The organism is Hydrogenoanaerobacterium saccharovorans (genome assembly GCF_003814745.1).
Taxonomy (GTDB): Bacteria; Bacillota; Clostridia; order Oscillospirales; family Ruminococcaceae; genus Hydrogenoanaerobacterium; species Hydrogenoanaerobacterium saccharovorans.
This window is the reverse complement of the sequence record NZ_RKRD01000001.1, coordinates 887,777-913,229: the sequence shown is the minus strand read 5'-3', so window position 1 is coordinate 913,229 and position 25,453 is coordinate 887,777. Positions and strand designations below refer to the sequence as shown.

Sequence of the window (25,453 nt, the reverse complement as noted above, 5' to 3'; positions counted from 1 at the left end):
CAATAGTAGAAAAACTGTATTTGTAATTTGTTAACTTTTATATTATCATAATATTAAAAATGGAGGTGTACACCTTTATGATAAAAATCCCCGATTATGTTACCGCTGTATTGACTTGCTTGCAAAACAACGGGTTTGAGGCATATGTGGTAGGCGGCTGCGTACGCGACAGCCTGATGGGCATAACACCCCACGACTGGGATGTAACCACTTCGGCACTGCCGCACGAGACAATGGCGGCACTGCAGCAGTATACTCTCATTGAAACAGGGTTAAAGCACGGCACAGTAGCCGCTGTGGTAAATCGTCACCCCGTAGAAATAACTACTTTTCGCATAGACGGCGCATATACGGACAACCGCCATCCCGATGAAGTTTGCTTTACACGAAACCTAAAAGAGGATTTAAGTCGCCGTGACTTTACTGTAAATGCACTTGCTTATAACCCTCAAAGCGGATTAGTGGATTATTTTGATGGACTAAGTGATATTAAAAATAAGGTGATACGCTGTGTAGGCGAACCGGACAAGCGCTTTGGGGAAGATGCTTTGCGAATTTTGCGCTCGCTGAGGTTTGCGTCGGCCCTGGGGTTTTGCATTGAAGAACAAACCGCGCAAAGCCTTGTAAACAATCGTTTTTTGCTGCGGCATATTGCGGCAGAACGTATCGCTGCAGAATTATGCAAGCTGTTGTGCGGTAAACAAGCGCTAAATATATTATTGGATTTTTCTTCTGTTATTACGGAAATTATACCCGAACTAAAAGCCTCAATTGGCTTTGAACAACGCAACCCCTATCATATTTATACGGTGTACGAACACATTGCGCGCAGCGTCGATGCGATTCCCCCAACAATACCGCTTCGCCTTGCCATGCTGCTGCACGATATTGCCAAGCCCGCCTGCTATACAGAAGATGCAGACGGAAGACGGCATTTTTACTCTCACCAAAAAGTCGGCACCGAAATGGCACGTGTAATCCTCAACCGTTTGAGAATAGACACTCACACAATTTCTCAGGTATGCACTTTGGTCAAATACCACGATATGGATTTGGAACCCAGTGAAAAATGTGTGACGCGCCAGTTGAATCGGTTTGGCGAAGAAGTGTTTCGCGAACTGCTGCTGGTAAAGCGCGCGGATAATGCCGCGCAAAGTGAATATGCACAAAGCCATACCAAAATGCTGGATGAGCTTGAACTTGTTCTTGAAAAAGTATTGGAGCAAGGGAAATGTTTTTCGCTGAAAAGCCTTGCAATAAATGGCAGCGATTTGATTGCAGCGGGTGTACCGCAAGGGGTACAGATTGGCGAAACCCTGAGACATCTGTTAGCACTGGTAATGGACGGCGAATGTGAAAATAAGAAAGACGAACTGCTCGCCAGAATACCCTATAAAGATACATTAGACTAACATGCAAAAGGCATGCCCTTGAATTTGGCTGACAAAGCGGCTAAATTCAAGGGCATTTTTGTGTATATTCTCATTTTCAAAAACTTGCCCGTTCTATTCAAAACCTATGCTTTTATATAACTTAGCAGAGAGTTTTGCTTGTTTATTTATTTCAAGCAATATTTACTTTTCTCTTATTTTTTAGCAAAAAGCAATTGCAGTGCTTACCCGCATTGCTTTTCATCTTGCAATTACCGGTCAATCGGTTTTTCGTTTTTAATGCCCAGGTCGCTGCCCAGTAAAGCTGCTGTGCCGATGGCAGACCTGCCAAACTTGCCGCGGATATGATCCATGGTGTGTTCCAGTTTATCCTGCCGTTCACGCTTGGGTTTCTCTTGCGCGTTAAACAGCGAAAGTTGCTCTGAACTGCCTTGGGGTACAAGATTTGCGGCTGTTACTGTAAGCATTCTTATCGGCGCGTTGAGCTTCCAAGAAGCAAGCACCAATTCTATGGCGGCTTTATATATTTCTCTGCCAAGGTGGGTAGGATATTCCAGTGTTTTTTGGCGTGAAATGGTGTTAAATTGCGGGTCTCGCACCTGCACTTGTACGGTATAGCATTCCAACCCATAGTGGCGAAGTCGGGTTGCCACCGTATCGGATAGTGCCGCTGCACCGGCTTTGATGTCTTCCAACCCTTGCAAATTACGACGAAAGGTCATGCCGTTGCCTACGCTTTTTACCTCGCGTTCTTCATATGCCGATTTCACCGGTGAATCATCCAACCCCGCAGCATAGTCGTGCAGCATTTCGCCCATTTTACCAAGCTTTTGTGCCAACAAAGTGCGGTCGGTACCGGCAAGGTCTCCAATCGTGCGCACCCCTAGCAGTTTAAGCGTTTTTGCAGCCGCCTTCCCCACATACAGCAGGGCGGTAACAGGCAGCGGATAAACGATTTCTCGATAATTATCAGGGCTGATGACAGTGGTTGCATCGGGTTTTTTGTAGTCGCTGCCCAGCTTAGCATAAATTTTATTAAAGCTCACTCCTACCGAAACGGTAAGCCCCAGCTCTTTTTTCACTGTTTCGCGGATGGTGTCGGCAATTTGTTTTGCATCTCCGCCAAACAAATGCAGTGTACCGGTGATATCCAGCCATGATTCATCGATACCAAATGGCTCCACACAATCGGTAAACCGCTCGTAAATTTTGTTTACAAGCTTGGAGTACTTTGCATACTCGCTGTGGTGCGGCGCTACCAACGTAAGGTTGGGGCATTTGCGCTGTGCTTGCCAGATGGTTTCTGCCGTGGTAACTTGATATGCCTTTGCAAGTTCGTTTTTTGCTAAAATAATGCCATGGCGGCTGTCGGGGTCGCCGCAAACCGCCATAGGTACCTCTTTTAGTTCAGGGCGCAGCAGACATTCTACCGACGCATAAAAGCCATTGAGGTCACAATGCAATATGGTTCTGTTTTGGTTCAAATCTGCGCCCCCCTTTTTTGCGTTTGATATCTTTATTTTACCTCACCACTGCAAAAAATACAAACCAATCAATTGCCTATTGTAACTATTTTTGTAGCAATGTTCTGCACAAAGCGTTTATCATGCTCCACAAACAACATCGTAGGTGCAGAGCGCAAAATCAACTCTTCTATCTGCACTCGCGAAAGAATATCAATAAAGTTCAGCGGCTCATCCCATACATACAAATGCGCCTGTTGGCAAAGGCTTTTTGCAAGCAGAACCTTCTTTTTTTGTCCTCCGCTGAATTCGCTCATATCTTTTTCAAATTGTATACGCGAAAAATCAAGTTTGCGTAAAATCGCCTTAAATAAACTTTCATCAATCTGTTGGTTTAAGGCAAATGCTTTTAAATCTCCTTGTAAAAAGGAGGTATCTTGTGCAACATAGGAAATAATCAAATCACCGCTGTACAAAAGCTGCCCGGTTGATGGAATGTTCTGCCCGAGCAGCAGTTTTAAGATACTGGATTTTCCACATCCGTTACCGCCGCACAGCGCCACCCTATCCCCCTGTTCTACCATAAAATCCAAGCCTTGAAAAAGCGGTTGGTTGCCGTAGTTGATAGAAAGCCCTATTGCCTGAACCAACCGTGAATTGCGGTAATGCAGCGGGGAAAGTTTAAGGGCATCTGCCTGTTCTAAATTTTTAAGCAGTGCCGATTTTTCTTGCAACGCACGTTGTGCGTGCTGCTCTATCACCTTGGCACGCTTCATCATTTTAGCTGATTTATGCCCAATAAAGCCGCGGTCGGGCGGCACCTGATCTTGAGGGCGATTACCAATTTTTGTGCGCTCCAATCGGTCTGACCAGCCTGCCTTTTGTTTGGCTGCCAAGGTTAGGTTTGCTACTTCTTTTGTAAGGCGATTGTTTTCGGCAAGTTCAAACGCATCCTGCTGGTCTTTGTTTATCTGCCAACTGGTATAGTTACCCTGCTGCACCTCGATGTTTGCACGGTTAATGCAAAGGATATGGTCGACTGCACGGTCGAGCAAATCGCGGTCATGCGAAACAAGGATAAAGCCTTTTTTGGCTGCCAGATAATCCGCAATCGCTTCTCTGCCTTTTGCATCAAGGTGATTGGTGGGTTCGTCAATCAGCAAAAAGTTATCGTGCTTTAAAAAAAGTGCTGCCAGCAGCGCACGGGTGCGTTCCCCGTTGCTTAAAGTATCAAATGGGCGGGATAAAATCTCGCTGCTCATCCCCATTTTGCCTATCTCCTGCTCAATCAGGCTCTCGATAGTATACCCATCGGCATAGGTGTAGCGCTCAAACAAATCCCCGTAAGCCTCCAGCGCTTGCTCTGTTTGCAAATCCAACAAGCGCTGCATTTCGCACTCCCATTCGTCATATGGTGCGATACAGCTTTTAATAACATCCACCGTATTTCGTGCAACGTTCTTTACTTCAAACGGGAAATAATCGAACGAAACCGATGCCGTAATACTGCCTTTGTAAGGGTAACGCCCCAGCAGAAGATTGAGCAGCGTTGTTTTTCCTCTGCCGTTACGCCCTATAAAACCGAGCTTCCAATCGGTATCCAATGTAAAAGAAACATTTTCAAAAACAGGGTCATAACTGCTTTCGTAACTAAATGATAGGTTGTTTACGCTGATTTGAGACATAGTATACCTCCAAACTATAAAACAAATAAAACCATATAAAAATAAAAACAGCCCGCAAGAAAGTACACTTCTTACAGCCTGTTACATGCAGCATAAATCCATAGCAATGCTACCGATTACTGCTTATATCAGCGTTTGAAATTTGTAACTTTCCTGCATATGACAACAAAAAACAAGCCTTACTAAAAGCTTTACTTTATTATTATCAATCTGTTTGCTTTGAGCAAATCTTGCTCGCAAGCCAATTAGCAGGTAAAATTACGCATTTCACAGCCCCTATCATTCATTTTTGCTTATTATAATGCAATATTTTTGTAATGTCAAGTTTTATGCCATCTTAAAAGGACGCACAATCATAAAAATGAGCCATCTGCACTTTACAGATGGCTCTGTTGTTTTTATCACATTACAAATATTATCGGTCTTCGCGGAAATAAGCATTGCCCAGCCAAGCCGGAGCCTGATTCTCTTTCTTTTTGCGTAGGGTAATAAATACAAGAACCGCAATCGTCATAATATACGGCAGCATATCCAATAAAGCAGAGTCGATTGTGATATTGTTGCCGAACAAACGCAACGGTACGTTCTGCATCTTCAGTGCCACACCGCGCAGGGCACCGAACAGGTAAGCGCCAAAAATCGCCTTTGCGGGGTTCCATGTAGAAAAAATAACCAATGCAATAGCAATCCAACCCATACCCGCTGTAATTTCATCCTGCCAGCGCGGTACAAACACCAATGAGAGGTACGAGCCGCCGAGCCCGCACAGAAAACCGCCCAAAAGAATATGAATGTATTTATACAGGGTGATATTAATGCCCGAAGCATCTGCCGCTGCAGGGTTTTCGCCTACAACACGCATGGAAAGACCCATACGAGTTTTCCTCAGATAAATATAGATAACAACTGCGGATATCCACCCGATGTGAACATAAATACTCTGCTTAAACAGTGCCGTGCCAATTACAGGAATAGCAGAAAGACCCGGTATGTTATGTATACCAAGAGCTGCAAGCAAACCTTCCGGCAGAGAAAGCCCTGCAAGATTCTGCCCGATAAAACTTGATATTCCCGTACCGAATATGGTAAGCACCAAACCGGTAACCGTTTGATTACCGCGGAAAGTTACCGTAATAACTGCGTAAATCAAAGCACCTGCCACACCTGCCAGGCCAGACACAATCACTGCAAGCAGCGGATTTCCGGTTTTTAGCGCGGTGAGAAAGCCCATCACAGCGCCGAGCAGCATCATACCCTCAACACCGAGGTTTAAGTGGCCAACTTTTTCGCAAAGGATACCGCCGAGCGTACCGAACAGCAAAGGGGTACCCATCTGGACAGCGGTTTGCAGGAATAATCCCGTTCCGTTTAAGAAATCCATTATGCCTCTACCTCCTTTGCATCAGACGCCGTATTCTTTTTGTATACAAATCTGTACTGAGTAAAGAACTCACTCGCAAGTACAAAGAACAAGATGATACCTTGTAAAATCTCTGCAACCGCAGAAGGGATTTGCAAAGCACTTTGCAAATAGGCACTGCCCTGAAGCAGCATTGCAAAAAAGAACGATACCACCAAGATGGTAGGGGCAGAAAGGCGTGCCAGCCATGCAGTGATGATGGCGGTAAAGCCTAACCCGCTTGAGAGTTTATCGGTAAGCGATTGCTCGATGGCAGATGCTTGCATCATACCCGCAAGGCCGCAAAGCCCGCCGCTAATCAGCACCGATATAAACAAAATTTTCAGTGTATTCATGCCTGCATAGCGTGCAGTTTGTGGGTTTTCGCCCAAAACAGAAATCTCGTATCCCAGTTTGGATTTGCTCATAAGAATGTGGATGATAACCACCATTGCCAGTGCAATAATCCAACCGGAATGTACACCGAACACCTTGGGCAAAATAGCGTTTTCTGTAAACTGCGGCATTTTGGGAAAGCCAAAAGCTTTTGGGTCTTTCCACGGGCCGTACTGCAGGTAAGTAACCCATTTTACGGCGATATAGTTCATCATAAGCGTGACAAGCGTCTCGCTGGTGCCAAATTTTATTTTGAGAATTGCAGGAAAAAAGCACCATATACCACCCATTACCATTGCTACAATTGCCATCAGCGGCAGCAAAAGCGCACGGGGCATATCGGGGAAACAAAACGCAATATAAGCAGCTCCCATTGCTCCCAAATAGAACTGACCTTCTGCCCCAATATTGGAGAATTTCATTTTAAACGCCACCGCAATGCCCAGCGAAAGGGTAATCAGTGGGATTGCTTTGTTAATCGTTTCTTTAAGGCGATAGAGCGAACCGGTAGCCCCTTTAATAATTTCACTGTACACCACAATGGGGCTGTAGCCAAGAATCAGTATAAACCCTGCAGCCACAACCAATGCAATTAGTATGGAAACAACACGTTGAACATTCGATTGTGCAGGCGAGACTTCAGGCCTTTTTACTATTTTAATCATGATGCCTGCACCTCCCCTTTTGTTTCCTTATGCCCCATCATAAGCATACCAATTTCTTCTTTGGTGGTGGTCTTGGGGTCGACAATATCCATAATTTCGCCGCTGTGCAACACCATAATGCGGTCAGAAAGTTCCAGCAAAATGTCAAGGTCCTCACCGATAAACAGAATGCCCACACCTTTTTGCTTTTGCTCGTTGAGCATATCATAAATATTATACGAAGCACCAATATCCAAGCCACGCACCGGATAAGCAGTAATCAGCAGCTGCGGAGAAAGCGCAATTTCGCGCCCCAACAACACCTTTTGAATGTTGCCACCCGATAGCTTTTTGACAATTTGGCTGGGTCCGGTTGTGTTGATATCGTACTGCTTGATGATTTCTTCGGCTTTTGCCTTGCCCGCTTTGCGGTTGATGAAGGCACCCGGCATATTTTGATAGGATTTCAGCAATACATTGTCGGTGATATCCATTGCACCGATTAACCCCATGCCAAGTCTATCTTCGGGAACAAAACTCATGCTGATGCCTTTTCGAATGATGTCTTTCGGCGACATACCAATCAGGTTTTCACCTTTAAATACCATTTCGCCCGAAGACACTTTTTCAAGGCCGGTAATTGCCTCGCAAAGTGCTTTCTGCCCGCTGCCAGCTATGCCTGCCACACCGAGGATTTCGCCTGAAGATAGCGAAAAAGTAAGTTTGTTGAGTACATCAATGTGGTCAACCTGGTTGCGTACCGTAAGGTCTTTTACCTCAAGTATGGTGTGCTTGATTTCAGGGGTCACCTGTGGGCAGTTCAGGTCGAGTGAAATAGGACGCCCCACCATATATTCGGTCAATTCACGGATACTTGTTTCGCTTGTATTGACTGTTTTTATGCTTTCGCCCTTACGCAGTACCGTAACACGGTCAGAAATATCCATAACCTCACCCAGTTTATGCGTGATAATAATTACGGCACAGCCTTCGTTCTTCATATTGCGCAAGATTTGAAACAAGACGCGAATTTCTTGCGGGGTAAGCACTGCAGTAGGTTCATCCAGTACAAGAACATCTGCCCCGCGGTAGAGAACCTTCATAATTTCAACCGTCTGCTTTTCGCTTACCGACATATTATATATTTTTTTGTCCGGGTCAATAGAAAGCCCATATTTTTCTGCAATGGCATTAATTTGCCGTGTAAGTTCTTTTCCGCCGATGAAAAACGAGCCTTTTCGCCCTGCAATAATGTTTTCTTTCGCGCTTAGAACATCCACCAGTTTAAAGTGTTGATGAACCATGCCGATGCCGGCATCAATTGCGTCCTTCGGTGAAGAGAATGCCATCTGTTTGTCCCCCAAAAAGATGGCGCCGCTGTCCGGCTGGTAAATCCCGGAAAGTATACTCATCAACGTGCTTTTGCCCGAGCCGTTTTCACCAAGCAAAGCGTGGATTTCGCCTTTTTTTACATCTAGGCTGATGTTGTTGTTTGCAACAACAGGGCCAAAGGTCTTTGTGATACCACTGAGCCGGATATACGGTTTGTTCTCCATGGAGTATCGCCTGCCTTTTATTTATTTACAATTGAAAACTGAATACATTGCATCCAGATTGTATGCTTTTATATGTTGGATTTCATACTATTAAGCTGAAAACGGCTTGATAATAACTCTTCCGTATTGTTATTCACCAAAAAAGATAGTTGTTAGTCTTATGTCTCTTCGGAAGCACCCTGTCCGTCAATGCTTCCGAAGCCACACAAAGCAGCTTCTTTCAGCTTGATGCAAAGGGATTTTGCTGTAACCGCAAAACCCCTTTTGCAAGATGCTGTATTGTTTTATTTTGCTGTACCGATAACACCCTCAACAAACCAATCGAAAGCAAGCAGCTGCTCATCGGTCATCTTTTCGCCGGCAGCAACCTTAACCTTGCCCTCGTTGTCTTTAATCTCACCTGTAAATACAAACAGAGAACCGTCAACGATTTTAGCCTGAGCCTCTTCAACTTTTTCTTTGGTACCTGCTACGCAGTTTTCAGACAGTTTATCAAGCGAAACCATTCCGGACTTGATGCCTTCCCAGTAAGACTGAGACTTCCAAGTACCGTCAATGATGCTTTGTACATCGTTGACATAGAAGGTACCCCAGTGGAACAGAGGAGCGGTGAGGTATGCCTTCGGAGCTGCAGAAAGTGTGGGGGCGTTATAGCCGATGCATTTTGCGCCTTTTTCCTGTGCAGCAACTTGGGGGCCTGTTGTATCGCAATGCTGAGCAATCATATCGCAGCCATTGTTGAGCAGGTCAACTGCGGTTGCTTTCTCAACAGCAGGGTCATACCAAGAGTTCGTCCATTTTACTTCAACCGTAGCAGTGGGGTTAACCGAACGAACGCCCAGAGTAAATGCGTTGATTCCGCGGATAACTTCGGCAGTTTTCATAGCGGCAACGTAGCCAATCTTACCATTTTTAGTGTTAAGACCTGCAGCAATACCAGAAAGGTAGCGAGCTTCGTAGATACGCCCCATGTAGTTGGACATGTTGTCAGCTGTCATAAATCCAGTTGCATGACCGAAATAAACATCAGGATTTTCTTTTGCAACCGCATCGATAAATTTCATATGACCAAAGCTGGTTGCATAAATTACGTTACAGCCCTGATCTATCAAGCTGCGGATTTGTGCTTCGCAGTCGGCAGTTTCAGGAACATTCTCTATGTACATGGTTTTAACGCCAAGCTTAGTCTCAAGCTCTTTTCTGCCCTGATCGTGAGCAAAAGAGTAACCCTCGTCACCGATAGGACCTACGTATAGAAATCCTACTTTAATGTCTTCTTTTGCAATTGCTTTGTGTGCAGATTCAGCTGACTCTGCAGCAGCTGCTTCCGCGGTAGACTCGGGGGCGCTGTTTTGTGCATCTTGAACCGCCTTTGGTGCGCAGCCTGCCATCATTGACACTGCCAAAACAGTTGCAAGCACAATTGCTAATACTTTTTTCATTTTAGTATACCCTCCTAAATTTAATCTTTCTTTCGTAAGAAATATTAAAAGGGGCAGACGTTACGTATGCCCCTTGTAACCGATTGCATGAACCACTGAACAGAGCGGCTATTTTTCAATCAGCGGGTGCGATTTTATGTTGTTAAGCACCTTAGCTGCCGAAAACATTCTAGCAAACCAAAACGGGCATGTCAATGCGATTTGGAGCAATCTGATTCGCTTTCGGACAAATTCATAGGAATGGTTATAATTTATACTATATTTACTTTTCAACTGGATATTTACACGAATAGTCGTACCTAATACCAACAAAAGCCATAAAAACGTGCCTAATTTGCTTCAAAATCTGCTTTTGTATCAATATCTCGCAAAATTCCGGCGTCGTATATCTGTACCCGGGCAATATTTTGCTGCTCGCTGCGAATTAAATCTCTGCCGCCTTTATCACCGTCCAAGGCTGAGAGCTGTTTACGAAATGATACAGGAAAAATTACGGGGTTTCCGCGTCTTCCACCATAAACCGGTACGGTTATGCGTGTGGGGTTTTTCATAAAACTTTGGCAAAGTGTGTGGATTGTTCCCGTTTTAAGGTCGGGCATATCGGCAAGCGCAAGTAAAAATCCGTCACATGCTCCCGCCGCCTGTACCCCCAAAGCAAGGGAATAACCCATGCCACGCTCTGGCATGCTGTTATGAATATAGGCAAAACCATACTGCTCTGCTATTTCTTTTGTTTCTTGTAACCTGCCTACCACAAGTACTTCGTTCAGCCACATGCTGTTGTGCTTTAAATTTTTAAAAATATACTCCGACATCGGGCAGCCTTTGTAATTCATAAGCAGCTTATTTTCTCCCATACGCGAAGATAACCCTGCTGCCAAAACAATTGCACTTAATTTTTTCATTTTCTGCCCGCCTCACTATGTTGGTATTATTGTACTACGAACTTTAAACCCTTGCAAGTAAAAGTATTAAGAATGACTAATAAAAATATGAACCGATTTTTGGTGATATTTTACTGATAATTTTGTTTTAAATATAATTATTTACAACTAAAACCGACTATTAAAAACAAACATCTCGCTGATTGTATTTTTATGTTAACATCATTACAGTACAAAAACAAGTAAATAAAGCGCAACTCCCAGTGCACCAATGGGTACACTGGGAGTTGTTTTACATTTTATTAAATTAATGAGGACAATACCGATGCTTTTGTAACAATGCCCTCCAAACTGCCGTCTTCTTCCACTACAGCGACAGGATATTTTGCTTCTGCTGCAATCGGCAGAATGTCGCTGATCAGCGTGTCTTTTGTTGTAGTCTGCACGTCTTGTATATATACTTCTCTCAAAGGGAGCTGATCTTTTTTGGCGCGAATAGCATCATCAATTGCAACAATGCCGCGCAGATGCATTTGCTCGTCTACCACATAAGCTGTGGACGTACCGTTGCTGCGCATTTCGCGAATTGCATACTGGGGTGTATCTTTTAAACGCACACAAGTGGGCGTAACCATAACATGTTTCGCACTAAGCACCTTGGTTTTATCGGCACTGTCAATAAATTGGTGTACATAATCATCAGCAGGATGTTCACTCATTTCCTCAGGAGTTCCCACCTGAATCAGTTTACCATCACGCATAATGGCAACCGTGTCTCCAAGCTTAAACGCCTCGTTGATGTCATGCGTGATAAAAACCACTGTTTTTTTCAATTTGCGTTGAATCGAAAGCAATTCAAACTGCATATCCTTACGCACCAACGGGTCAAGCGCAGAGAACGGTTCATCCATCAGCAGTACCTCGGGGTCGTTCGCCAATGCACGGGCAATGCCTACTCGCTGCTTCATTCCACCTGAAAGGCTGCTGATGCTTGAATGTTCATGCCCGTTCAGCCCTACCATATTAATCATCTCTAGGGCTTTTCCTTCTCGTTCAATACGCGGTACGCCTTTTACTTCCAACCCGTAAGCTACATTTCCAATAACATCGCGGTGGCTCATTAAGCCAAAACTTTGAAATACCATCGATATTTTATTTCTGCGGTAATCACGCAAATCTTTTATACCAAATTTATCGATTGCACTGTCTTCGAAAATCACCTTGCCGCTTGTCGGTTTATGCAGCATATTCAAAGTACGCACTACGGTAGATTTGCCTGATCCCGAAAGACCGATGATTACAAAGATTTCACCGCGTTTTACGTTAAAGCTAACGTCCCACAAGGCTACGGTAACACCCGTTTGTTTATAAACAGTATCTTTATCTGCACCGTTTTTCATCATTTTTGTAGCTTCGCTTTTATTTGAGCCATAGAGCTTGGTCAAGTGACTGACCTTTATGATATCATCTTTTACAGTTTCTGTATTATTGTTTGTAATTTCAGCCATTACCGTTTCCCTCCCCTTTCTTGAACCAGCCCTGCGTCAGGCGGTCCATTAATATTGCCACAATTACTACTGCTATTCCGGCAAGCAGTCCGCGCCCGATTTCAATACGGTTAACACCAATCAGCACTTCCATGCCAAGCCCCGATGCACCAATCATCGAACAGGTAACCACCATTGCCATTGCCATCATAAGGGTTTGGTTTACACCAGCAAGGATGGTTGGCATTGCCTGCGGAATTTGCACCTTCCAAAGGCTTTGAAAGCGGGTAGAACCGAATGACCTGGCTGCCTCGACTACCTCTTGGTCTACTTGGCGGATACCATGGCTGGTAAGACGGATAATGGGAACTACTGCATAAATGGTAGTTGCAATTACAGCAGGCGCCTTACCTAAACCAAAGAACAGCACCGCAGGGATTAGGTAAACGAAAACAGGCATGGTCTGCATCGTATCCAGTATCGGGCGGACAATCGTGTTTGCCCGTTCACTGCCCGAAACAAGAATGCCTACCGGGAAACCGATTGCAAGAGAAATTACAACCGATGCCAGTACAATGGATAATGTTTCGTACATCAAACTCCATAATCCTATCATACCAATGATAAAAAGCAGAGCCGAATAAAGCAAACCAATCTGTACTTTACCGGTTAGTTTCCATCCTCCTATAAATACAACTGCAATCAATAACCACCAAGGAATAATGCTTAGTATACCGTAGATAAAACCAATAAGCCCATTTAATCCATCTTTTATTGCGCTAAAAAATCCATCAAACTGTACTGCGAAGCTTTTGACCGAAGCATCAAATGCATCGACGTCGATAGGCAGTGTAAACGGAAAATCCATAAAATAATTTTTCTTTTCTACAGTCAAACCGAGCGCACCTTTTACTTGTTCTGCCTGCTCGCCACTCAGCCATTTGTCAATCAAGTCGCTGTGCTCAGCCAAAAACCATTTTGCAGTATCGGTGTAATTGTCTCCCGTATCCTGCATATGTGCCAAAGCCTCCGAGGTTAGGGCACTGGATGTTTCGTATTTTTTTAAAAACTCACAGAATTCAGGAGCATCTTTTGCAAACTGGTTGCTTACACCAATAGTGACATTTACCGAAGGGCATTCGGTTTTGCCCGCTGAATAACTTGCTTCATCCGTATAAGGATTGTCTTGCAGCAAAACCATATCGTACTTGCCAAGCAACCAGGTGGGCTCCCAATAATAACCGACGGTAGGCTTGCCCTTTTCATAAGCAGAAGTAAATGCCGCAGAAAGTGCTGCATCCGAACCGGGGCGGAAATAAATATAGTCTTTGTCAAGCCCATAAAATTTTACCTTATTGTGCATAATTTCGTCAATTTCCCAACCGGGTATTGCACCATAAATTCTGCCTTTGCTTGGGTTTTCATCGTCCGGAAAGAGATGAGGATATTTTTTGAGATCCTGCACCGTTTTAAGGTCTGGCGCAACAGGCTCAATACCACGTTCGGGGTCGCCCTCTATAACATAGCGCGGCACATAAAAGCCCTGTTTATTATCACCGAAGTTTGTACCGAGGTCTTGAAACAGCCCGGCGGCAAGGTCGGAGTCATAGGTAGCGAGGTTATCGGTCCATTCCTCCATATGCACATCAACTTCACCTTTTTTTAGCGCCTCATGCATGATTGGGGTGGATCCGGGCACTTCTCTCCAAGCATACCCGAAAGCCGATTCAGCAATCAGCCCTGCAACCGCATTGTGAAACTTGATGCTGTCCCAACCTACATCGGCAAAAACAATTTCGCGTGATTTTTTTGCACAGCCCGAAAAGCCTGCAATCACCGAAATTGTAAGTACCAATACAAGTACAATTGATATTGTTCGTTTCATACATTTCCCTCCCATGGAAAACAAATTTTGTCAATCCTAATTTTTGGCGACAACCCCATTCTAACATATAGGTTGTCACTGCGTCAACCACAAATATTCCTAATAGCAGTCTCTTTTTTTAGAATTATTTTGATATTCCTACCAAATTTTACTCCATAAAGCATCATGAATAATGCCGAATAAAGTCTTTTTATCTTTTTATTTAAGCTAAATATCTGTAGGAAAAAGATGGAAGAACCATTCTTCAATATTATTGTTGGCTTATCTTGATGCAGGGTGTATAATAAAAGATACTATTTTAACTCATATTCACTAAAATTAATTATCTTTTCCAATTTAACAGGAGTTTTTATTATGATTCGTGCAATTTTCGAAGCAGGATTTGATTTTGCTTACCTTACTGCTATTTTAATAATTGGCATGGCGATGCTGATTCAATGCCGAGGAAACCCCCAGTATAAGCTTTGGGGCTGGATGGCGATTGTGCTGGGTGTGGGTGATGCATTCCATTTGGTACCCCGCGCTTATGCTCTTTTGACATCGGGGCTTGAAGCCAACATAGTTGCACTGGGTATCGGCAAGCTGATTACATCTGTTACCATGACTGCATTTTATGTGCTGCTGTACCGCATTTGGTACATACGTTACCGCATAAAAAATAAAAACGGACTTACTGCTGCAATTTACGTACTGGCAGCAATACGCACAGCACTTTGTTTGCTGCCGCAGAACGAATGGACAAATGCTACACCACCTGTTTTGTGGGGCATCATTCGAAATATACCTTTTGCGCTGATGGGGCTGCTTTTGATTATTGTATTTTACCGTCAGGCACATAAACACAGTGACTGGTCGTTTCGTTGGCTGTGGCTTGCCGTTACACTTTCATTTGCTTTTTACATACCCGTAGTACTTTGTGCCGGCACCTACCCCATCGTCGGTGTGATGATGATTCCGAAAACAATTGCTTATGTTTGGATAGTTTGGTTAGGTTACAAGGATATGAAAAAGAAATTTCGCTGATACAGTTTTTAAAGGTAATTTTAAGACACAAAAACACCCCCTTTTCAGGAGGTGTTTTTGTGTTTAGGGTTATTGTTATTATATGAGAACCGACTTTTATCGGTTTACTCCAAATTTAGTTTATTTGCGAGGATATAATGAGTGACAAAGTAAAATACTGCACCAACTACTGCACTAATTACTATACCGCCAATCATAATCATATTCATAACATAGCTTGGATTTATTGATTCCCAATTTGGGAACAGAACAGCAACAGAAACAAAAAACACGCTGAGTACCGTTTGCAAAACGATGTTAATTGCAAGATAAGCACCGAACGATGCAAGCAGCTTATGGCTGTTGCACAACTGACCAATTGCGATAGCAGCATAAATCTGTAAGATATTAACCACAATCGAAATAATTGCTGCTAGACCCATTTCAAGTATAAACAGCCCTGCATTTAAACCCAGTTCGGTATTGATTTCTCGGAAAGTTAAGATAATTACATTTGGGATCTCCCTGAGCAATTCGCTGTTCACAACCAAAATGAAAATTGAAAAAACAGTAATGAAACTGCTTATAATCACCCACATTACCGAGACAATCAGCTTATTGGCAATATTCATCCATGGCTTTACCGGTAAGGTAAACATCAGGTATCCTTCATCACCAAGCAAGTTTTTATAAAACCGATGTATCATTACAATTGCAGTAATTACAAAAATTGCAATAATAATAGCAATATACAAAGTCAAAGCAAGTGCTCTTGGTATAGCGCTGAATTGGTCTAAGAACAAAATATCTGCTTCGTTAAAAATATTGAACGAAAAAAACAGCTTATTGATGACTGCGAGAACGAGCAAAGCGCCGTATAACGGAAGAAAAAAACGCGCAGTTGCCTTAATTTCATATTTCATCAGTTTGCCTAGCATCTGAACACCTCCCTGAACAGCGAATCTACCGATTTACCCTGCACCTCGCGGATATCGTCTACCGAATCGGTAAGTACAATATGCCCCTGATTAATAAAAACCACATCATCCAAAACACGCTCGATATCCGAAATAAGGTGGGTAGAGATAATAACGGTTGCATTCTCGTTATAGTTATTGATTATGGTGTTTAAAATATAATCGCGTGCTGCAGGGTCAACACCACCAATCGGTTCATCCAGCAGATAAAGGTCTGCTTCACGGCTCATTACCAAAATCAACTGAACCTTCTCTTTCGTACCCTTCGACATAGTTTTGAGCCTGTCGTTTATATTAATGTTTAATCTTTGCAACATCTCCACCGCTTTGTTTAGGTTGAAATCTTCATAAAAATCTGCAAAGATCTTCAGCATGTCGTCAACTTTCATCCAGTCTGCCAAATAAGTACGTTCGGGTAAATAGCTTACATGTTTTTTTGTTTCAACTCCGGGCGCATTGCCATTGATTAAAATCTCACCGCCAGAGGGTGTAAGCAGCCCGCTTGCAAGTTTAATCATTGTTGTTTTGCCGCTTCCATTGGGGCCAAGCAGACCTACAATTCTTCCACGATGAATGGTAAGATTGATACCGGCAAGTGCATTTCGCCCTCCATAGCGCTTTACAAGTGATTTGCACTCTAAAATTGGTGTCATTAAGCATTCCCCTCCATAACTAGCTGAATTAACTGCAGAGTTTCTTGTTTGGTAAAACCCAAGTTATTCATTTTCTCTAAAAACTCTTTGATTTGCATTTGCGCCAATAAATCTTTAAGCCCCCGAATCATCTGCTCATCCTCCGTAATATATCTGCCGCTGGTACGTTGCGTGTAAACAAGCCCTTTGCGTTCCAGCTCTGCCAAAGCTTTTTGCATAGTATTTGGGTTCACCTCTGCCTGTGCTGCCATATCACGCACAGCGGGAAGCCGCTCGCCCGCATGATATTGCCCCGACACAATTCGTAACTCAATCTGTTCAACCAGTTGTGTATATATGGGGCGATCTGATTTGAGATCCCAATTCATCTTTTCGCCTCCCTGTATTATTGTATTATGGTGTTAGTACAATAATACAATCAAATAAGTACTTTGTCAATATCTTTTTTTATATGAGATTAAATTTTAATAAATAAAAAGAGTCGTACTCTTTTCAGAAAACGATTCCCATAAAAATATATTTTACGACTTGTTTTTTTTAAACTCATAAATCAATTTTATTAATATCTCTTGCTGATGTTCTGTCAAACCTTCTATAATGAGCATTTTTCGGTTTTCAAAACCCAAAAGATAATCTGTTGGAACCTCAAACAAGATTGCCAGATGTTTTAACACCTCTAGCGAAGGAGTCTTAATGTTATTTTCATAGCCGCTGATTGTCGCTTTTGAGAGGTTTAGGCGTTTTGCTACTTGTACTTGTGTCATATTTTTCTGCTCTCGCAGCTCCCGCAGCCGATAACCAAAATCAAACACCATATTCCCGCCTCCTTACCATAATAGTTTAATACATTGTAGTCGCTTTTAAGTGTACTGAATATGTATTATTATCCACCCTGTGTTGACTACACACAGGGAAGATGATATAATTTTACTATTATGTACGATTTTATCGCATTTGGGGGAATATGATATGAAAGGTGTAATATTGGATGCAATTTCTGAACAGAACAATATGTTTATTTCAGACCTCAGAGATGCAAGCGCCAACCTTTATATCATCCAAACTCTGCGAGATACCAAGTGGCAGCTATACGATATAAAAGAGTGTAATTATGCTCTGTCTTATATTTTTGACCGAAAATTAACCTTTACAGACTACGGCGAAATCGTTGATTTTATTAATAGTATATACTAAAAAGGAGCTGATCGCAGGATCAGCTCCTTAAAACATAAATATCAGTTTCACTTTTCAGGGGGAATATCATTAGAGTCCCGTATAAAATATTGGATAGATTACCGTAAAAAGCAGAGTGCAGCAGACTGCACTCTGCTTTTATATTATATACTTAAGCCATAAGCTCACAAATTTGGTTCGAGAACTCAACAGGGTCTTCAATCGGCATACCCTCTATGAGCATTGCTTGTGAATACAGCAAATGAGCATAAGTTTTCACCTTATCTTTATCACTGTCAAACAGTTTGGTAAGTGTGTTGAACACGGGGTGGTTGGCGTTGATTTCAAGCACGCGCTCTGCTTTTACCTTTTGGTCATTCGGCATTGCATTGAGCACTTTCTCCATTTCAAGCGATAGCGCCCCCTTGCTTGCAAGACAAACAGGATGCGTTTTTAGACGTTGTGAAAGGGAAACTGCTGTTACTTTATCGCCCAATGCCTCTTTCATCAAAGCAAGCAGGTCTTTGTTATCTTCTGTCTGCTTCTTTGCCGCTTCTTTTTCCTCTTCGCTTTCAAGGTTTAAGTCACTGCTAGCGGCAGACTTAAACTCTTTACCGTCATATTCATGCATCATGGTAAGTGCAAATTCATCCACATCATCGGTGAGATAGAGTATTTCATAGCCTTTATCTTTGAGCAATTCAATTTGCGGCAGGTGATCAATACGCTCAACTGTTTCACCGGATGCATAGTAGATATTCTTCTGGTCCTCTTTCATTCTGCCGATGTATTCCGCAATGGTGACCAGCTTTTTCTCGCTGGAGGAATAGAACAGCAGCAAATCTTTGAGCAAATCTTTTTTCGCACCGTATTCGCTGTATACGCCGTATTTTAGCTGCAACCCAAAGTTTTTAAAGAATGCCTCGTATTTATCACGCTCACCGTTGAGCATAGCAAGCAGTTCGCTTTTAATTTTCTTTTCGAGCCTGCCCTCAATAATTTTAAGCTGTCTGTCGTGTTGCAGCATCTCACGCGAGATGTTGAGACTTAAATCTTGCGAATCAACCAAGCCGCGCACAAAGCTGAAGCAATCCGGCAGCAGGTCGGCACACTTGTCCATAATCATTACGCCGCTGGCATAAAGCTGCAAACCCTTTTCGTAATCGCGTGTGTAATAATTGTAGGGTGCGCGCGCAGGAATGAACAGCAACGCGTTGTAGGTTGCACTGCCCTCGGTACTGCTGTGGATAACCTTGGCGGGGTCTTCAAAATCATAGAACTTCTCTTTATAAAAGTTGTTGTACTCTTCCGCAGTAATTTCGCTCTTGTTTTTCTTCCACAACGGCACCATACTGTTGAGGGTTTCTACCTCGGTGTAGGTTTCGGTTTCGTTTTCTTCTCCTCCCTCTTTGGGGCGGCGTTTTTCAACTTCCATCTTTATAGGGTAACGGATATAATCGGAGTATTTGCGGACGATTTGCTGTAAGCGATAAGATTCCAGAAATTCATCGTAGTTTTCTTCATCTTTATTCGTCTTCACAGTGAGGATAACATCGGTGCCATGTCCTTCTTTTTCACAGGGTTCAATCGTGTAACCGTCTACACCATGCGACTCCCAGCAGTATGCTTCGTCGCTGCCACACACCTTACTGATTACTTTAACGCAGTCTGCTACCATAAATGCAGAATAAAAGCCAACACCGAATTGGCCAATAATGTCAATATCGTCTTTATTCTCTTTATCGGCATTTTCTTTTTTAAATGCCAAAGATCCGCTTTTGGCGATAGTACCAAGGTTCTGTTCAAGTTCTTCTTTCGTCATACCGCAGCCGTTATCGCTCAGTGTGATTGTACGTGCAGCTTTATCCACAGAAAGATTTATGGCGAAATCATCGCGCGATAAGCCTGTGCTGCCATCGCTGAGCGATTTATAGTATAGCTTATCGATTGCATCGCTTGCGTTGGAAATGAGTTCGCGCAGAAATATTTCGCGGTGGGTATAAATTGAATTGATCATTAAATCCAGCAGACGTTTTGATTCTGCTTTAAATTGTTTTGTAGCCATTGCAATTCCACCTTCGATGTATTTTGGCACTCATTGTGCCAGAGTGCTAATAATACTATAGTACAAACTCTGCCAAAAATCAAGAGAGATTATTGCAGTTTACAGATTTTTAAAAATTGAATTCGTAACTATATCATAAAACAAAAAGGGCAGAACAATTCTGCCCTTTTCTCAACAATATTTTAATTACATTATTTGTTTTAAGCAACAACTATTCTTCAATCAGTTTGCTCAATTTGCCGGTATGGTACAAGTAAAGGCGGTGCAAAGGGCGGGTAGAAGCTACGTAAAGCAGCTTTCTGTCATCCTCCGTCACATAAGCATCACTGTCTGTACCGTAAACAAAAGCCGCATCGAACTCTAGCCCCTTCGCCATGTAAATAGGCAGAATATAAGTTCCCAACCCAATATCCTCGGTATATTCGCCTACAAGACGAAGGTCGGCTTTATCTGAAATACGATGGTACAGTTCATGTGCCTGCGCAAAACTTTTGCACAACACCGCCAATGAACCAAAGCCTTGCTCTTTGCATATCGCAATGTCGTTAAGCAGTTGCGCATCCAGTTCGGGCACAGTTTTCGCCGAGCGTATCTCCGGTTCTTGTTCATGACGGTCAAAACTTTGCTGCCGCGTGTCACTATCGATAAAACGGCGGCTGAATTCGCTGATTTCGGTTGAACAGCGAAAGCTTTTATTCATAGTGGCGAGCGTATTTTTACGTTTACCCAAAATGCTCTTGATTTCTTCGTACAGCGTAAAATCTGCCTGTTTTGCAATCGTCTGATTCACATCACCCAATATGGTGTAGCGGGCGTTTGGCAAGATAGTGCTCAAAATCCTGTAGTGCATAGAGTAATAATCTTGCGCCTCATCGATAACCACCTGTTTGATGTTACTGTGGGGTTTAACACCCAGCATTTTTACTTGCAGGTAAAGCAGTGCCATTCCTTCGGCATAACCTACTGCATTACTGCGCAGGTTTTTACTTATAAAGTCTAGCAGCTCATCGATATGTTCGGGGAGCTTAATCTCACCTGCAATTCGGCAAAACAATTCTTTATCTGCAACCAATTCTTTGTAGACAGACAGAACATTTATACGTGTGAATGTTCTGATTTTATGTGCAAGCACAGTAATCTCTTTAATGGATAAAAGCCTAGCCTGCGCTTTTACCTCAAATTGGTGCTCAGGGTGGTCAAGAACAAACTTCTCTAGCTGTGCAAGCCTGGTCTTTTTGGCTTTGTGCAGTTTTTCAAATAATTTTTCTTCAATAATACGCAGGCGTTTTGCCACAGGCATGTTCACCCTGCTGTGCAGCAATTCTTCACGCAGTGCCTGCCGCGTTACAAGGCATTTACCCCCGTAATAAATGTCGGGAATATCAAGTAAACTGCGTTCATAATAAGCGATAAAGCGGTTTAAAATTTCACAAAAATCAGACGAGAGTTGGAACTCCAACGATTCTTTCAGCAATGCTTGCTGTTTTTTGTCTCCGTCCGAGACCAATTGTTCCAGTATACTGTTGCGGCTTTTGATTGTAATATGGGTGCCGAAATAATCTTCAAAAATAGTTTCAAATGTTTTTGTGGCGATGTTCTCTTCCCCCAACTCCGGCAAAACACCCGAAATATATTTGCCAAACAATGCGTTGGGCGAAAGGATAATAATATTGTTCGCAGCAAGCCCTCCGGTAAGCCCTTCATACATCAAAAAAGCTACGCGGTGCAGGGCAACCGAAGTTTTACCGCTGCCCGCCACCCCTTGCACCATCAGCAAATCACTATTGAGGTCACGGATAATAACATCCTGTTCTCGCTGGATTGTTTCGACAATTGTTTTCATTTTTGGTGACGCGTTTTTTGAAAGGACACTGCGCAAAATATCGTCAACTACATTGACACTGCAATCAAAAAAATAATTCAACTTGCCGTGTTTGATTTCATACTGGCGTTTCAGGTTCATTTCACCTTTGATATCGCCCGACGGAGAACGATAGCTTACCCTGCCGGGTTCACAACGATAAAACAAACTTGAAACGGGTGCACGCCAGTCGTAAACATATGCATCCAGCCCGTCTTCATCGGTAAGGCTGCCTGTACCGATATAGATTGGTTCACGGTCGTAACCATCTTCTGTAAAATCGATGCGCGCAAAATAAGGCATATCAATCATATGCTCGTACATACGCAAGCGTTTCGCCAGCATACGGTAATTGATGGTACGTGCTTCAATATTGCCAAGCTCTTGGTTCGCCTCGGTGAGTTTATCAAAATCATGCGAAAAATGTACGGTATTTTCGTACATCAAGCGGTTGAGTTCTACAAGTTTTTTCTTTTCTTTAATCGCCTGCTCTTGCTGCGACACAAGGCGGGCTTGGGCAAGGTCGGTTACCTTTTGCAGATAGGCCTGCTCAGTCTGAAATTCCTGCTCATACGTTTGCAATTATTCGTACCCCCTTTTGTGGTGCGTAAGTCATAATTTCTTATTATACCACATTTTTGATAATATGTGTAAACGCAATAAAAAAGACTCGTACCACGAAAGTACGAGCCGAAATATATTCGCATTTATTTTTCAGAAACAAGTGCGGTATATGGGCGGATTTCCATAGCGGTTGATTGCGGCGGAATGCTGAAAGTAGCGATACCATTATAGTAAATGTTGATTTTGTCGCCTTTTTTAAGTTCTTCAAGTTTTATATAAAGCTGTGTTTTATCTGAAATATGAAATACCGTTTTCATCCCTTCATCCAATGGCTTTAGCAGCAAAGAAATTTTATCTTTATCCTCACTATTCTCTATTATCTCAACCAGTTCGCCATTAAACACAGAGCGTTCTGCAGGTATCAGCAAGTTAACGGCAATGGCTTTTGCGTATTGCTGTTTTTCTTTTGGGTTTGCACCGTAATAAACTTCGAGATAAGCACCTTTTTCTAACTTATACTTTTCGAAACTCAGCTTGGTTTCTTCTGTAATTGCAACTGGCAATGTAGATGGAGAAAAACCGGTTCCATCGACACTCATCAGCGTCAATAATAAAATTTCCGCATCTGAATCCGGTAAAGAATCTATGGATAGTACTGTACCGCGGTACATCATTGAATCGCTAATCACCAATTTGGGTACTCCTATCATATCGTATCCATCATCCGCTTCGCTCTTGCTCGATGCCGTTACGGGGTTCTGAATGGTTTGTTGTGTTGTCGTTTCACCACTGCTTTGTGATGCATCCGGCATAACCTTGCCGCATGCACTTAATGTGAGAACGATTGCTGCGCAAAATGCCGCCGTACCAATTGCAAGTACAGTTAGTCTAAAAAACAAACCGTTGTATCTATTCATGAAAAAATCCTCTTCTCGTGTTTTTATTATCATGCACTCTATAATTGTATAGTAATCCGAAAAACATCATTTTATTGCAAAATTGTAAAAATAATTTTTCAGCTGCTTTATTGCCTTGGTATTTGCAGTATGATAAAATTGCTTTACACAGCCAAACGCCCCAAAGCAGGCAACCGTATGGCTTTACAGTTTGATATTGAGAACAAGGAGAAAAAAATTATGAATATGATTTGCAAACAGATGGATTACACATCTTTCCCACTATTAAAGCCGCTTTGGGTTAAACTGGTAGAAAACAACGGCAGCAACTCCACTTATTTTTCTCATCTATTTAAAACCTTTACTTTTGAAGTGCACGAATCTTTACTGCAACAAAAAATTGCATCGGGCTGTGAAGTGATATTTTTTGTATTGCTATCCAAAGAAGGCGGTGAGCCTGGGGGGTTCTGCGCTGTTAACTGCAATCGTGAACTTGGCGAGGGCGAGATTGAAATGCTTTATGTAGATGAACGCCTGCGGGGCAGTGGTTACGGCAAACTGCTGATGAGCAAAGCTCTTGCATATTTTGATGAGAACGGTATCTCCAATCTAAAACTGTGTGTGGCGTTTGGTAACGATAAAGCAATCGGTTTTTACCAAAAGTTTGGTTTTTACCCGTTTACCATTGATATGCTGCGAAAATAATCATCCTCATAAAGAAACAAGACCATCTGCCAACTGCAGATGGTCTTGTTTGCTGTAATACCGCTTATGTTTACTGTGTTTCTTTGTCGTTAATCGCATCTATAAAACGTTTTGCCAAAACACTGTAAAGGTTGTTCTCCAAAACGTAAGTTTTCCCGTGTTCGCCCATCGCTGCCCGCTCTGATTCGGGCATCTGTTTGATGGCTTCTATTGCCTCGGCAATTTTTTCAGCATTGTTTTTAGGTAAAACAATGCCGCAGTGCGTTGTTTCTACAGGGTTTTCAGGCACATTCATGGCACAGATAATAGGGCGCCCCGAATACATATAATCGTACAGCTTGTTCATACCAACGCCATAGCGGTATACCTCAAGAGGCAGTGCACCAATATATAAACAATCGGCAAGTGCTAAAATAATTTGCACTTGGTCTTTTTCTACTGCATCAAGAAACATAATATTGCTAAGATTGTTTTGCTTTGCATAGCGTTTGAGCGGTGCCTTTTGCAGCCCGTTGCCAACCATCATATATATCACATTGTTGCTTACATGTTTTGCCGACTTTACTAATTCATCCAGGGCATTGGCAGGGGCAAATCCCCCTAAATACATCACAACAAAATAGCCCTTTTCACGGTAGCGCGTAATTAGGTCGATATGGCGCTGCGGTTGCTTTTTGGGTTCTTCATGCACACAAATACCATTGGGAATGTAGGCGAATTTATCTGTTTTAACGCCCAGCTCTTTCATGTGCAGGTCGACTCTGGGCAAAACGGAAATAACAAAATCAGCGATACGGTATGCATGTTTTACCGCATGCTTTAGTGTTTGCATAATTGGGTGATAAGCACTGTAGCCGTAAATCTCGATAAAGCTTTCGGGATGCACATCGTGTACTTCGTAAACCAACTTTGCCTTTGCTGCTGATGCTATTTTTTGCGCAGGGTAAATATCAAACGGATAGGTAGACGATGCAATTACAACATCGGGTTTATATTTTTCAGCAAGTATCTGCACATTGCGGTTTAATATCTGCACAAAACGGAATACATTTTTGTAACGCTTACGGTCATTTTCTGTATAAGCCGTGGTTTTAACAAGCACAAAACGAACGTTTTCAATCAGCTTTTCACAAATAGGTTCATCTATTAAGGGGTTTTTACTGCGTAAATGTGAAAAATCTGCTGCAACGATGGTAGCATTATGCCCTTGTTTTGCCCATTCACGCGCAAGGTAATAAGGGCGGTATTCCATCCCCATTTCGGGGCTGCCTGCATAATGGTCAATCAACAAAATATTCAAATAACTTCACCTGCCATTTTGTTGG

Annotated in this window: 21 protein-coding genes; 4 read left to right on the top strand and 17 right to left on the bottom strand. The window is 42.7% G+C overall.

What is annotated here, in order from left to right:
• The first annotated feature begins 77 nt into the window (after positions 1-77).
• A complete protein-coding gene (locus tag EDD70_RS04235) occupies positions 78-1,412 on the top strand; it encodes a CCA tRNA nucleotidyltransferase (protein WP_092752696.1) in 1,335 nt (444 codons plus the stop codon).
• A 230-nt stretch (positions 1,413-1,642) separates the two neighbouring features.
• Here the strand turns inward: EDD70_RS04235 and dinB are convergent, their stop codons facing one another.
• From dinB to EDD70_RS04190, 9 genes are all read right to left on the bottom strand, one after another.
• The gene (gene dinB, locus EDD70_RS04230) at positions 1,643-2,875 is read right to left on the bottom strand and encodes a DNA polymerase IV (RefSeq protein ID WP_092752698.1); all 1,233 of its coding nucleotides are present in this window, start codon (positions 2,873-2,875) and stop codon (positions 1,643-1,645) included.
• Positions 2,876-2,943: 68 nt separating this feature from the next.
• Complete coding sequence (gene abc-f, locus EDD70_RS04225; protein ID WP_092752700.1) at positions 2,944-4,539, bottom strand: ribosomal protection-like ABC-F family protein; 1,596 nt, start codon at positions 4,537-4,539, stop codon at positions 2,944-2,946.
• A gap of 415 nt (positions 4,540-4,954) precedes the next feature.
• Positions 4,955-5,920 (bottom strand): ABC transporter permease, encoded by a 966-nt coding sequence (locus EDD70_RS04220; protein ID WP_092752702.1) that lies wholly within the window; start codon positions 5,918-5,920, stop codon positions 4,955-4,957.
• Positions 5,920-6,999, bottom strand: coding sequence for an ABC transporter permease (locus EDD70_RS04215; protein WP_092752704.1), 1,080 nt, complete (start codon positions 6,997-6,999; stop codon positions 5,920-5,922). The genes EDD70_RS04220 and EDD70_RS04215 overlap by 1 nt, the downstream gene beginning before the upstream one ends.
• Positions 6,996-8,534 (bottom strand): ABC transporter ATP-binding protein, encoded by a 1,539-nt coding sequence (locus EDD70_RS04210; protein WP_092752706.1) that lies wholly within the window; start codon positions 8,532-8,534, stop codon positions 6,996-6,998. The genes EDD70_RS04215 and EDD70_RS04210 overlap by 4 nt, the downstream gene beginning before the upstream one ends.
• Before the next feature lie 284 nt (positions 8,535-8,818).
• Positions 8,819-9,976: a BMP family ABC transporter substrate-binding protein gene (locus EDD70_RS04205; protein WP_092752708.1), complete on the bottom strand. Its 1,158-nt coding sequence runs from the start codon at positions 9,974-9,976 to the stop codon at positions 8,819-8,821.
• Between the two features lie 329 nt (positions 9,977-10,305).
• Positions 10,306-10,881 carry a nucleotidyltransferase family protein gene (locus tag EDD70_RS04200; RefSeq protein ID WP_092752710.1) on the bottom strand — a complete coding sequence of 192 codons (576 nt, stop codon included), beginning with the start codon at positions 10,879-10,881 and terminating at the stop codon, positions 10,306-10,308.
• A gap of 281 nt (positions 10,882-11,162) precedes the next feature.
• Complete coding sequence (locus tag EDD70_RS04195; protein ID WP_092752712.1) at positions 11,163-12,368, bottom strand: quaternary amine ABC transporter ATP-binding protein; 1,206 nt, start codon at positions 12,366-12,368, stop codon at positions 11,163-11,165.
• Positions 12,361-14,232 carry a glycine betaine ABC transporter substrate-binding protein gene (locus EDD70_RS04190; RefSeq protein WP_092752714.1) on the bottom strand — a complete coding sequence of 624 codons (1,872 nt, stop codon included), beginning with the start codon at positions 14,230-14,232 and terminating at the stop codon, positions 12,361-12,363. Before EDD70_RS04190 ends, EDD70_RS04195 begins: the two co-directional genes overlap by 8 nt.
• A 357-nt stretch (positions 14,233-14,589) precedes the next feature.
• Here EDD70_RS04190 and EDD70_RS04185 point away from each other — a divergent pair, with 357 nt between their 5' ends.
• Complete coding sequence (locus EDD70_RS04185) at positions 14,590-15,255, top strand: hypothetical protein (RefSeq protein WP_092754546.1); 666 nt, start codon at positions 14,590-14,592, stop codon at positions 15,253-15,255.
• Positions 15,256-15,359: 104 nt separating this feature from the next.
• On the opposite strand, the gene EDD70_RS04180 is transcribed toward EDD70_RS04185, so the two are convergent.
• The 4 genes from EDD70_RS04180 to EDD70_RS04165 form a co-directional block, all read right to left on the bottom strand.
• Positions 15,360-16,172: a hypothetical protein gene (locus EDD70_RS04180; RefSeq protein ID WP_092752716.1), complete on the bottom strand. Its 813-nt coding sequence runs from the start codon at positions 16,170-16,172 to the stop codon at positions 15,360-15,362.
• Positions 16,166-16,864, bottom strand: a complete 699-nt coding sequence (locus EDD70_RS04175) for an ABC transporter ATP-binding protein (protein ID WP_092752718.1) — start codon at positions 16,862-16,864, stop codon at positions 16,166-16,168. The genes EDD70_RS04180 and EDD70_RS04175 overlap by 7 nt, the downstream gene beginning before the upstream one ends.
• On the bottom strand, positions 16,864-17,232 hold the full coding sequence (locus tag EDD70_RS04170; RefSeq protein WP_092752720.1) for a GntR family transcriptional regulator: 369 nt from the start codon (positions 17,230-17,232) through the stop codon (positions 16,864-16,866). The genes EDD70_RS04175 and EDD70_RS04170 overlap by 1 nt, the downstream gene beginning before the upstream one ends.
• Positions 17,233-17,385: 153 nt before the next feature.
• Entirely contained in the window at positions 17,386-17,679 is a 294-nt protein-coding gene (locus EDD70_RS04165) for a helix-turn-helix domain-containing protein (RefSeq protein WP_092752722.1), read from the bottom strand.
• 154 nt (positions 17,680-17,833) lie between these two features.
• Here EDD70_RS04165 and EDD70_RS04160 point away from each other — a divergent pair, with 154 nt between their 5' ends.
• The gene (locus EDD70_RS04160; RefSeq protein ID WP_092752724.1) at positions 17,834-18,058 is read left to right on the top strand and encodes a hypothetical protein; all 225 of its coding nucleotides are present in this window, start codon (positions 17,834-17,836) and stop codon (positions 18,056-18,058) included.
• Positions 18,059-18,209: 151 nt separating this feature from the next.
• Here the strand turns inward: EDD70_RS04160 and htpG are convergent, their stop codons facing one another.
• From htpG to EDD70_RS04145, 3 genes are all read right to left on the bottom strand, one after another.
• Positions 18,210-20,102 carry a molecular chaperone HtpG gene (htpG, locus tag EDD70_RS04155; protein WP_092752726.1) on the bottom strand — a complete coding sequence of 631 codons (1,893 nt, stop codon included), beginning with the start codon at positions 20,100-20,102 and terminating at the stop codon, positions 18,210-18,212.
• A gap of 211 nt (positions 20,103-20,313) precedes the next feature.
• Positions 20,314-22,545 (bottom strand): HelD family protein, encoded by a 2,232-nt coding sequence (locus tag EDD70_RS04150; protein WP_092752728.1) that lies wholly within the window; start codon positions 22,543-22,545, stop codon positions 20,314-20,316.
• A gap of 125 nt (positions 22,546-22,670) precedes the next feature.
• Positions 22,671-23,444 (bottom strand): hypothetical protein, encoded by a 774-nt coding sequence (locus EDD70_RS04145; RefSeq protein ID WP_092752730.1) that lies wholly within the window; start codon positions 23,442-23,444, stop codon positions 22,671-22,673.
• Positions 23,445-23,573: 129 nt separating this feature from the next.
• Here EDD70_RS04145 and EDD70_RS04140 point away from each other — a divergent pair, with 129 nt between their 5' ends.
• The gene (locus EDD70_RS04140) at positions 23,574-24,128 is read left to right on the top strand and encodes a GNAT family N-acetyltransferase (RefSeq protein ID WP_092752732.1); all 555 of its coding nucleotides are present in this window, start codon (positions 23,574-23,576) and stop codon (positions 24,126-24,128) included.
• A gap of 70 nt (positions 24,129-24,198) precedes the next feature.
• On the opposite strand, the gene EDD70_RS04135 is transcribed toward EDD70_RS04140, so the two are convergent.
• On the bottom strand, positions 24,199-25,428 hold the full coding sequence (locus EDD70_RS04135) for a glycosyltransferase family 4 protein (RefSeq protein ID WP_092752734.1): 1,230 nt from the start codon (positions 25,426-25,428) through the stop codon (positions 24,199-24,201).
• Between the last annotated feature and the right edge of the window lie 25 nt (positions 25,429-25,453).